Here is a 9,969-nt window from a genome sequence, read left to right on the forward strand (position 1 = left end):
CGCGGGCGGCAGCGACGGCGGCGACGCGATGCTGCGCGCGGCGCGCGGTGGCGGCGGTTTGACGGCGGCGCGCGGCGCGTGCGCCGACTTCGGCTTCGCAACCGCGCTGTCCTTCAGCAGTCCGAAGGCCTGGTTGTACGACAGCGGCGTGAAGCCGTGCTGGCAGAACGACGGCACTTCCGCGTAGCCGGCGAACAGCTGGCCGTCGTCGGCCAGCAGCGCGCGCAGCTTGGCGATGGCGGCCTTGGTGGTCGGCTTGTCGAAGTAGATCAGCAGATTGCGGCAGAACACCACGTCGTAGTAGCCGGTGCGCGTGCTCAGGTCGAACTCCAGCAGGTTGCCCTGCTTGAAGCGCACCTGCTTGCGGATCGCATCGTTGACGCGGTAGTCGCCGTCGCCGGCGCTGGTGAAGTGGACGTCGCGGAACGCCAGGTCCTGCGCGCGGAAGGCGTTGCGGCCGTAGATGCCGCTCTTGGCGCGCGCCACGCAGGTGGGGCTGATGTCGAAGGCGTCGATGATGAAGTTCTGCGGCGGGATGCCGGCGTCGGTCAGCACCATCGCCATGGTGTACGGCTCTTCGCCGCCGGCGCACGGAATCGACAGGATGCGCAGCAGCCGTCCGCTGTCGGCGGCCAGGCGCGTGCGGACGAAATCGGTCATGGCGTAAAAGGCTTGCGGATCGCGGTAGAACCAGGACTCCGGCACCACCACCAGTTCTACCAGCGCCGTCATTTCCTCCGGCGTCATCTGCTGCAGGTAGGCGTCGGCGTCGGCGACGGCGGTTTGTTCCATGCGGTTCTTGATGGCGCGGTCGACTACCGACTTGGACAGATTCAGGCCGGTGGCGGCGCGCAGCAGGGCTTGGGCGGGCGTGGTCATGGCGCGCTGTCCGTGGCGGCGGCCGATTGGAACAGCAGCGCGCGCAGCTCGGCCGGCAGCAGCTGTTCCAGCTCCACCAGCTGCAGCATGCCCTGGCTGTCGCTGGCCACCTGGCCGAGGAAGGGCGCGGCGCGCACGCCGCTGTCGGCCAGCTGGTCGTCGCGCACGTCCTGCACGCCCAGCACGCGCTCGGCGCGCAGGCCAAGCTGGTGGTGCGCGCCTTCCGGCGTCACGTAGTCGGCGACGATGATGCGGGTGTCGAAATGGTCTTCACCGCTGGGCAGACCGCTGGCACGGCACAAGTCGATCACCGGCACCGAGGCGCCGTGCAGGTCCATCAGGCCGGCCACGGCGTCCGGCGCCAGCGGCAGCTGCTTGAGTTCCAGCAGCGGCAGCACGCGCACCACATCGCGCAGGCGCAGGCCGTAACGGTCGGCGCCGATGTGGAAGACGAGAAGTTTCATCGCGGTGCTCCGCTTACACCGCGACTGCGAAGTTGGCGACGCTGGTCTGCAGATCGCCCGCCGCGTACTGCAACTGGTGCACCGCTTCGCTGGTGGCCTTCAGCGATTCCACCGTCTGCTGGGTAGCGTCGTTCAGCTGCATCATGGTGGCGGTGATCTGCTCCGCGCCCACCGCCTGCGACTGCATCCCTTGCAGCACCACGTCGAACTGCGGCGCCAGTTTCTGCACCTGGTCCATCACGCCGGACAGCTGGTCGGTGACCTGGCGCACTTCGCCGACGCTGCGGCGGATCTCTTCGGAGAATTTGTCCATGCCCATCACGCTGGCCGATACCGCCGACTGCATCTCCTTCAGCATCTGCTCGATGTCCCAGGTGGATACCGAGGTCTGGTCGGCCAGGCGGCGGATCTCGGTCGCCACCACGGAGAAGCCGCGGCCCGCTTCGCCGGCTTTCTCGGCCTCGATGGCGGCGTTCAGCGACAGGATGTTGGTCTGGTCGGCCACCTTGGTGATGGTGATCAGCACACTGTTGATGTTGGAGGCTTTCTCCGACAGCGCCGCCAGCTTGGCGTTGATCGAGTCGGTCGCCGCCACCATGTGCTGCATGGTGCCGTCCATGCGGCGCAGGTTGTTCTGGGCGTCGGCGGTGGCGCTGGTGGTGTAGTCGGCCACCGAGGTGGCTTCCTCCATGGTCTTCAGCAGCTGCGAGGTGTTGGCGGAGATTTCCTTGGTGGTGCTGAGAATCTCGACGCTGGTCTGGGCCTGCTCGATGCCGGTGGCTTCCTGCTGCTTGGCCGAGGCGGCGATCTCGGTGGCCGAGGTGGTGACCTGGATGCCGGCCTTCTGCACATTGTTCAGCAGCGCGCGCAGGTTCTCGAACATGCGGTCCAGGCCATTGGCCAGCTTGCCGATGGCGTCGTCGCCATGCACTTCGATCTTGCCGGTCAGGTCGCCGGAGGCTGCCTTGCTCACCACGCCCAGCAGCGAGTCCACCTTGGACTTGAGCAGGTTGGTGGCGGCCAGCTCGTTGGCCTGGCTGTCCTGGATCGACTGCGCCATGCGGTTGAATTCCGTCGACACCTCGCCCAGTTCATCGGCCGACAGCACCTCGGCGCGCGCCGACTGGTCGCCGGCGGCGATGCGGTTGACGGCCTGCGTCAGGTTGTTCAATGGCGACAGCAGGGCGCGCACCAGCAGCCAGGCCACGCCCAGCGACAGCACCACGCACACCACGCCGCCGCCGGTGAGGATCATGCGCATCGATTCCTGCAGCTGCTCGGAAGCGCGCGAGCGCTCGACCAGCAGGCGCTTCTCTTCGGCCGCGGCGTCGTCCATGAATTTGTAGATCGCGGCGATGCCGGAGCTGGTGGCGTTGGCCAGTTGCGGCGTGCGGCCCATGGCGTCGGCGGCGCCGGGCTTGTCGCCCATTTCCTGGCGCATCTTGAGCTGGGAGGTGATGACTTCACCGCTCCAGACCCGGATCATGTCTTCCAGCTTCCTGAAGCGGGTGACCTGGACCGGATTGTCGGCGGTGAGCTTCTGCAGTTCGCCGATGGAGGCCGGCAGGTCGTCCATTTCCTTGCGCGTGCGTTCCAGGCGCTGTTCGGAGCCGGTCAGGTAGTAGCCGCGCGCCTCCACCTGCACTTGCAGCAGGTCGTTGCGCAGCACGTCGATGGCCTGGATCACGTCCATCGTGTGCCGGTCCCACGCGTTGGCCTCCGACAGGCTGCTGAAGCGGTTGTAAGCGATGGATAACAACACCAGGATGATGGCCAGAATGGTGCTAAAACTGAGGTACAGCTTCTTCTTGATGCTCAAGTCGTTAAACATTTTTTCTCCAGGGCTGGCGGGTACCAGATTGCTAGCGGCATTGTCCCACACCGGCCGTATTTGTGAAATCAGGCCGCCACCGAGAAGGTGGCGACGCTGGTCTGCAGCCCGCCCGCCGCATACTGCAACTGGTGGACCGCTTCGCTGGTCGATTTAAGCGATTCCACGGTTTGCTGGGTGGCGTCGTTCAACTGCATCATGGTTTCGTTGATCTGGGCAGCGCCGACGGCTTGGGACTGCATGCCCTGTAGTACCTGGTCGAACTGTGGCGCCAGTTTTTGAACCTGGTCCATCACGCCGGACAGTTGATTGGTCACCTGGCGCACTTCGCCGACGCTGCGGCGGATCTCTTCGGAGAATTTGTCCATGCCCATCACGCTGGCGGAGACGGCGGACTGCATTTCCTTGAGCATCTGTTCGATGTCCCAGGTGGAGACGGAGGTTTGGTCTGCCAGCCTGCGGATTTCCGTGGCGACGACCGAGAAGCCGCGTCCCGCCTCGCCGGCCTTTTCGGCCTCGATGGCGGCGTTCAGCGACAGGATATTGGTCTGGTCGGCCACTTTGGTGATTGTAATCAGAACGCTGTTGATGTTGCTAGCTTTTTCCGACAAGGCCGCCAGCTTGGCGTTGATCGAGTCGGTGGCGGTGACCATGGTCTGCATGGTGCCGTCCATGCGTTTCAGGTTGTTCTGGGCGTCGGCGGTGGCGTGGGTGGTGTAGTCGGCCACCGAGGTGGCTTCCTCCATGGTCTTGACCAGCTCCGTGATGTTGGCCGAGATCTCCTTGGTGGTGCTGAGGATTTCGACGCTGGTCTGCGCCTGTTCGACGCCGGTGGCTTCCTGCTGCTTGGCCGAGGCGGCGATTTCGGTGGCCGAGGTGGTGACCTGGATGCCGGCCTTCTGCACGTCGTTGATCAGCGCGCGCAGATTGTCGAACATGCGGTCCAGCCCATCGGCCAGCTGGCCGATGGCGTCACTGCCGCGCACTTCGATCTTGCCGGTCATGTCGCCCTGCGCCGCCTTGGAGACCACGCCGAGCAGGGAATCGACCTTGGACTTGAGCAGGTTGGTGGCCGCCTGCTCCTTCTCCTGGTTGTCCTGGATCGATTGCGCCATCTGGTTGAAGGCGATCGACACCTGGCCCAGTTCATCGCGCGACTCGACTTCCACGCGTGCGCCCTGGTCACCGTGGGCGATGCGGTCGACCACCGCCGCCAGCCGGCCGATCGGGCCGCCCAGCGCTTGCAGCAGCAGCGCGCCGATGATCAGGGCCAGCACCGTGCATACGCTGCCGCCCACCACCAGCAGCATCATCATCGATTGCGACAGGTCGCTGGAGATCCTGGTGCGTTCGGTCAGCAGGCGCGATTCCTCGTCGCTGATTTCCTTGATGATGCCGCGGGCGTCGGCGATGGTGCGGGTGCCGTTCCGCACCTCGCTGGCCTCCACCGACTGCGGGCCGCTGCGGCGCTTCTCCAGTTGCGGGTTGATGACCTTGTCGATCCAGTTGTTGAGGAAGGGCGTCAGCCGCTGCAGGCGCGCCTGCTGGGCGGGGTTGTCGGCGGTGAGCCTGGTGATTTGCGCCAGGTGCTGGCGCATGGTCTCTTCTTCGGCCGCCACCTGGCGGATGGCGTTGTCGTCGCCGGTGAGCAGGAAGCCGCGCGTGGAGCTCTGGATCTGCACCATGGCGGTTTCGATCTGGTTCGCTTCCAGCAGCACTTGCAGCGTGTGCCGGTCCCACCCGCTGGCGGTGGAAAGCTTGGTGAAGTTGGAGTAGGCCATGGCCAGCAGGATGACGATGATGACGACGATGGCGCCGAATCCCGTCGCGAGTTTTTTCTTGATACTGAGGTTTTTGAACATGCTGGTTCCACTCCCGATCAGGACGTTGAGCCAATGTATCAAAAAAATGGCCGCTCAGCGAGCGGCCATTTCTATCACGCGGTGAAAGCGGGTCTTATTGACCGCGCTTCAGGCGTGCGTTGGCGGCGATGCGCATGCGCAGCGCGTTCAGCTTGATGAAACCGCCGGCGTCGGCCTGGTTGTAGGCGCCGCCGTCTTCGTCGAAGGTGGCGATGTTCATATCAAACAGGGAGTCGGTCTTCGAATCGCGCGAGACGACGATCACATTGCCCTTGTACAGCTTGACGCGCACCCAGCCGTTGACGGTGGACTGGGTGTGGTCGATCAGGGTTTGCAGCGCGACGCGCTCCGGCGCCCACCAGTAGCCGTTGTAGATCATCGAGGCGTAGCGCGGCATCAGGTCGTCCTTCAGGTGCGCCACTTCGCGGTCCAGCGTGATCGATTCGATGGCGCGGTGCGCCTTCAGCATGATCGCGCCGCCCGGGGTTTCGTAGCAGCCGCGCGACTTCATGCCGACGTAGCGGTTTTCCACCAGGTCGAGACGGCCGATGCCATGCTTGCCGCCCAGGCGATTCAGTTCGGTCAGCACGGTGGCTGGCGACATGCGCACGCCGTTCAGGGCGACGATGTCGCCTTTTTCGTATTCGATGTCCAGGTACTCGGCTTCGTTCGGCGCCTGTTCAGGGCTGACGGTCCAGCGCCACATCGATTCCTCGGCTTCGGCGCTCGGGTTTTCCAGGTGACGGCCTTCGAAGGAAATGTGCAGCAGGTTGGCGTCCATCGAGTACGGCGCGCCGCCGTTCTTGTGTTTCATGTCGATGGCGATGCCTGCGTCTTCCGCGTACTTCAGCAGTTTTTCGCGCGACAGCAGGTCCCACTCGCGCCATGGCGCGATCACTTTGACGCCTGGCTTCAGCGCGTAGGCGCCCAGCTCGAAGCGCACCTGGTCGTTGCCCTTGCCGGTGGCGCCGTGCGAGATGGCGTCGGCGCCGGTCTCGTTGGCGATTTCGATCAGGCGCTTGGCGATCAGCGGACGGGCGATCGAGGTGCCCAGCAGGTATTCGCCTTCGTACACGGTGTTGGCGCGGAACATCGGGAACACGAAGTCGCGCACGAATTCTTCGCGCACGTCGTCGATGTAGATGTTCTCAGGCTTGATGCCGAACTTGAGCGCCTTGGCGCGCGCCGGCTCCAGCTCTTCCCCCTGGCCCAGGTCGGCGGTGAAGGTGACGATTTCGCATTGGTAGTTATCCTGCAGCCATTTCAGAATGACGGAGGTATCGAGGCCGCCCGAGTAGGCGAGGACTACTTTTTTAATGTCGCTCATGCTAGTTCCAAGTGTGTGTTGAATTTATTGTGTATCGATGCGACCGAGCAGCAGGTACTCGATCAATGCCTTCTGGATGTGCAGGCGGTTTTCCGCCTCGTCCCAGACCACCGACTGCGGGCCGTCGATGACGTCGGCCGAGACTTCCTCGCCGCGGTGGGCGGGCAGGCAGTGCATGAACAGCGCGTCCGGCGCGGCGCGCGCCATCTTGGCGCTGTCGACGATCCAGCCGTCGAAGGCTTTCAGGCGGGCGGCGTTTTCCTCTTCGTAGCCCATGCTGGTCCAGACGTCGGTATTGACCAGGTGCGCGCCCTGGCAGGCGTCGGACGGATTGTCGAAGAAGGTAAAGCGGTCGGTCGAGACCAGCGACATGTCCATGTCGTAGCCCTTCGGCGTCGACACGTTGACATGGAAGCCGAATACTTCGGCCGCCTGCAGCCACGAGTACAGCATGTTGTTGGCGTCGCCCACCCAGGCCACCGTCTTGCCGGTGATCGAGCCGCGGTGCTCGTAGTAGGTGAAGATGTCGGCAAACACCTGGCACGGGTGGTGTTCATTGGTCAGGCCATTAATCACCGGCACGCGCGAATGGGCGGCGAAACGCTCGATGATGTCCTGGCCGAAGGTGCGCACCATGATGATGTCGCACATGCGGCTCATGACCTGGCCGGCGTCTTCCACCGGCTCGCCGCGGCCCAGCTGGGAGTCGCGCGTGTTCAGGTAGATGGCGGCGCCGCCCAATTGATGCATGCCGGCCTCGAACGAGAGGCGGGTGCGGGTCGAATTCTTTTCGAAGACCATGACCAGCGTGCGGTCGATCAGCGGGTGGTAGATCTCGTAGTTCTTGAACTTGCGCTTGATGAGGTGCGCGCGTTCGATGACGTACTCATACTCTTCCAGCGTGAGGTCGGAAAACTGCAGGTAATGCTTGATCGGTTTTTGGGTAGGCATAATGACAACTAGCTGACAACTGACAGATGGCTATGGCTTAGCCGAACAATTATAAAGGCAATTCGGCGAGTAGGGCTAATTACCGCAGATTATCCTGTCTATACAGGCACTTAGCGAGGCCTTGGCGGGCAAGGCGGCTAGTGGTAGATGTGGGTGGTGGAGGGCAGCTTGTTCTCCGGCGCCGTCAGCGGGAGATCGAGGGTGAAGGTGGTGCCTTCGCGCGAGCTGTGGACGGTGACCAGGCCGCCCATGAGCGATGTGACAATGTTGTAGCTGATCGACAGTCCCAGGCCGCTGCCGCCCTGTCCCAGCTTGGTGGTGAAGAAGGGATCGAAGATGCGCGACATGTGCTCCGGCGCGATGCCGCTGCCGTTGTCGCGGAACGTCACCTGCACCCGGCCGTCCACCGGCGTGTGGGCGCGCAGCCACATGCTGCCGCTGCCTTCGCGCGCAAACGCGTGCAGCAGCGCGTTGTTGATGAAGTTGGCGATCACCTGGCCGTAGGGGCCGGGATAGCTGTCGAGCACTATCGAATCCGGCATTTCCAGCTCGATGCGGTGGTTGGCGGCGCGGATGCGGTTCATCATGGTGGCGATCACCTCCTGCGACACCTGCCACAGGTTGAATTCGCGGCGCTGCTCGGTGGTGCGGTCCACCGCCACCTGCTTGAAGCTGTTGACCAGGTTGGCAGCGCTGGTCAGGCCGCGCATCACCAGTTCGTGCGCCTTGCGGGCGTCTTCCAGGTAAGTGGCCAGCGACGAGCGTTTCAGGCCGGAGCCGTTCATCTGCTGTTCCAGCTCCTCGGTTTTTTGCAGCAGCGTGCTGGCGATCAGCAGGCTGTTGCCGATCGGCGTATTCAGTTCGTGCGCCACGCCGGCCATCAGCGCCCCCAGCGCCGCCAGCTTTTCCTGCGACACCAGCTGCGTCTGCGCGTCCTTCAGCTGGCGGTAGGCTTCGGCGTTGTCCAGCGCGATGGCGCCGTAGGCGCACAGCGTGCGGAAGATCAGGCGTTCGCGCTCGCCGTAGGCGTTGGCGCGGGTGCTCTGCACCGTCATCACGCCGAGGATGCGTTCCCCCACCAGCAGCGGCACGTACAGCGCGCTGGCCATCAGCTGGGTGCCGGGAGCCAGGAAGATGTCGTCCGGGCCGGCGTTGGCGACGTAGATTTCGGTGCGCTCGCGCAGGCTGCGGGCGGCGTTGGCGCGCGGGTTGTCGATCTCGATGGTGTTGCTGGCCAGCGGCTGGCCGTTCTCGATGCCGAACACGCGGCTGATGGTGTCGCAGCCCGGATCGCACATATAGATCGCCAGCGAATTCGCCGGCAGCAGCGCCTGCACGTGGCGGTTCAGCGCCTGGAACACGGCGCCGGCGTCGAGGTGGGTGGTGATCTCCTGGCCGATGGCGGACAGGCGCTCCAGCGTGGCCTTGGTCTGCTGCAGCAGGTCGATGCGGCGCGCCTCGGACGCCGCCAGCTCGCGGTGGTGGAAGCCTTCGGCGCGCGCGTTCTCGGTCTGGTGCTGCACCTGCATGGCGATGGCGCGGTTGGTGGCGTCCTGGCTGTGGGTCTTTTCGCGCGCGGTGGCCGCTTCCTGCGCCGCCTCGTAGGCCTTGCGGTAGTCGCCGATGTGGGCGTACTCGCGCGCCAGCGCGTCGTGCAGGTCGGCCGGCAGCGTGTAGCCGTTGATATGGCCTGCCGCCGCCAGCGCCTGGTGCAGGAAGTGCAGCGTGGCGTTTGGCTCGGTCATGCCGGCCGGCGCCGGCAGCTGGTGGCGCAGGTGGATCAGCGAGATCACGCGCAGCGCGGCGACATGGTTGTAGCGGTCGGCCTGTCCCTGCGCCAGTTCGGCCGCGCGCTGGGCGGCGGCCATGGCTTCCTGCGGCCGGTCGAGGAAGCACAGCGCGTGCGCCTGGCCGCGCCGCGCGATGCTCTGGAAGTCGGCGTGCCCCAGCGCGTCGCCGCGCGCTTCGAGCTTGCGGAAGGCGTCCAGCGCGGCCGGGTACTCGCCCTGGTCCAGCGACAGGTCGCCCAGGTATTGCAGCGCGGTGGCGTAGCTGCGCGCGCCGGACAGCGGCGCCAGGATCTGCACCGCCTCCTGCAGCAGTTCGGCGGTGGCGTCCAGCCGGCCCAGGCGGCGCATGGTGTCGGCGGTGTGCGTCAGGCAGGCGCCGATGCTGCGCGGCCAGCCGGTGGGGCGCGCCAGGTCGAGCGCCGTTTCCATCCACTCCAGCGCCGCGTGGTGGTCGTTGAGGGTGGTGAAATCGAGGCCGATGTTGATGGCGGCGGTGATCGCCATGCGCATCTGGCCGGTTTCCAGCGCCGCCTCGTAGCAGTGCAGGTAGTGGCCGGCGGCGGCGCCGAAGTCGCTGACCTGGCTGGCGGCCAGGCCGTAGTAGTCGTAGATCCAGCTGGCGACGCCGGTCTGCTCCTCTTCCTCGGCCGTGAAGCGCTGCGACCAGCGCTGCTGCGCGCTGCTCAGGTCGCGCAGCACGGCCCAGCGGGCATTGACGGCGTCGGCGATGGCGCAGCGGCGGCTGTCGCCGGCGTCGCGGGCGATGGCCGCCATCCGTTCCAGTTCCTGTTCGGCGCGCGCGTGGTCGCCGCTGTCGATGGCGATCCAGGCGCGCAGCCAGTGGGCGTCGGCGCGGCCGGCGTGG

At 65.3% G+C, this 9,969-nt stretch carries 7 protein-coding genes; all 7 read right to left on the reverse strand.

Features of this window, described 5'->3' with window-relative positions:
- A partial coding sequence (locus GJ698_RS29830) for a CheR family methyltransferase (protein ID WP_154361488.1) occupies nt 1-879 on the reverse strand: 879 nt, incomplete at its 3' end.
- Complete coding sequence (locus GJ698_RS29835) at nt 876-1,343, reverse strand: chemotaxis protein CheW (RefSeq protein WP_154361489.1); 468 nt, start codon at nt 1,341-1,343, stop codon at nt 876-878. The genes GJ698_RS29835 and GJ698_RS29830, both read right to left, overlap by 4 nt.
- A gap of 13 nt (nt 1,344-1,356) precedes the next feature.
- Nucleotides 1,357-3,174: a methyl-accepting chemotaxis protein gene (locus GJ698_RS29840; protein ID WP_154361490.1), complete on the reverse strand. Its 1,818-nt coding sequence runs from the start codon at nt 3,172-3,174 to the stop codon at nt 1,357-1,359.
- Nucleotides 3,175-3,242: 68 nt separating this feature from the next.
- Nucleotides 3,243-5,036, reverse strand: a complete 1,794-nt coding sequence (locus GJ698_RS29845; protein WP_154361491.1) for a methyl-accepting chemotaxis protein — start codon at nt 5,034-5,036, stop codon at nt 3,243-3,245.
- Nucleotides 5,037-5,130: 94 nt separating this feature from the next.
- On the reverse strand, nt 5,131-6,363 hold the full coding sequence (locus GJ698_RS29850) for an argininosuccinate synthase (RefSeq protein ID WP_154361492.1): 1,233 nt from the start codon (nt 6,361-6,363) through the stop codon (nt 5,131-5,133).
- Between the two features lie 24 nt (nt 6,364-6,387).
- Complete coding sequence (gene argF, locus GJ698_RS29855) at nt 6,388-7,314, reverse strand: ornithine carbamoyltransferase (RefSeq protein ID WP_154361493.1); 927 nt, start codon at nt 7,312-7,314, stop codon at nt 6,388-6,390.
- Nucleotides 7,315-7,451: 137 nt separating this feature from the next.
- Nucleotides 7,452-9,969, reverse strand: a 2,518-nt coding sequence (locus GJ698_RS29860; protein ID WP_154361494.1) for an ATP-binding protein, incomplete at its 5' end; no start/stop codon positions are given.

Source organism: Duganella aquatilis (assembly GCF_009674565.1).
GTDB lineage: Bacteria > Pseudomonadota > Gammaproteobacteria > Burkholderiales > Burkholderiaceae_D > Rugamonas > Rugamonas aquatilis.

Bases quoted from the DNA above. Each gene is read 5' to 3' on its own strand.
- GJ698_RS29835 (WP_154361489.1), bottom strand. From the start codon at position 1,343: ATGAAACTTCTCGTCTTCCACATCGGCGCCGACCGTTACGGCCTGCGC.
- GJ698_RS29840 (WP_154361490.1), bottom strand. From the start codon at position 3,174: ATGTTTAACGACTTGAGCATCAAGAAGAAGCTGTACCTCAGTTTTAGC.
- GJ698_RS29845 (WP_154361491.1), bottom strand. From the start codon at position 5,036: ATGTTCAAAAACCTCAGTATCAAGAAAAAACTCGCGACGGGATTCGGC.
- GJ698_RS29850 (WP_154361492.1), bottom strand. From the start codon at position 6,363: ATGAGCGACATTAAAAAAGTAGTCCTCGCCTACTCGGGCGGCCTCGAT.
- argF (WP_154361493.1), bottom strand. From the start codon at position 7,314: ATGCCTACCCAAAAACCGATCAAGCATTACCTGCAGTTTTCCGACCTC.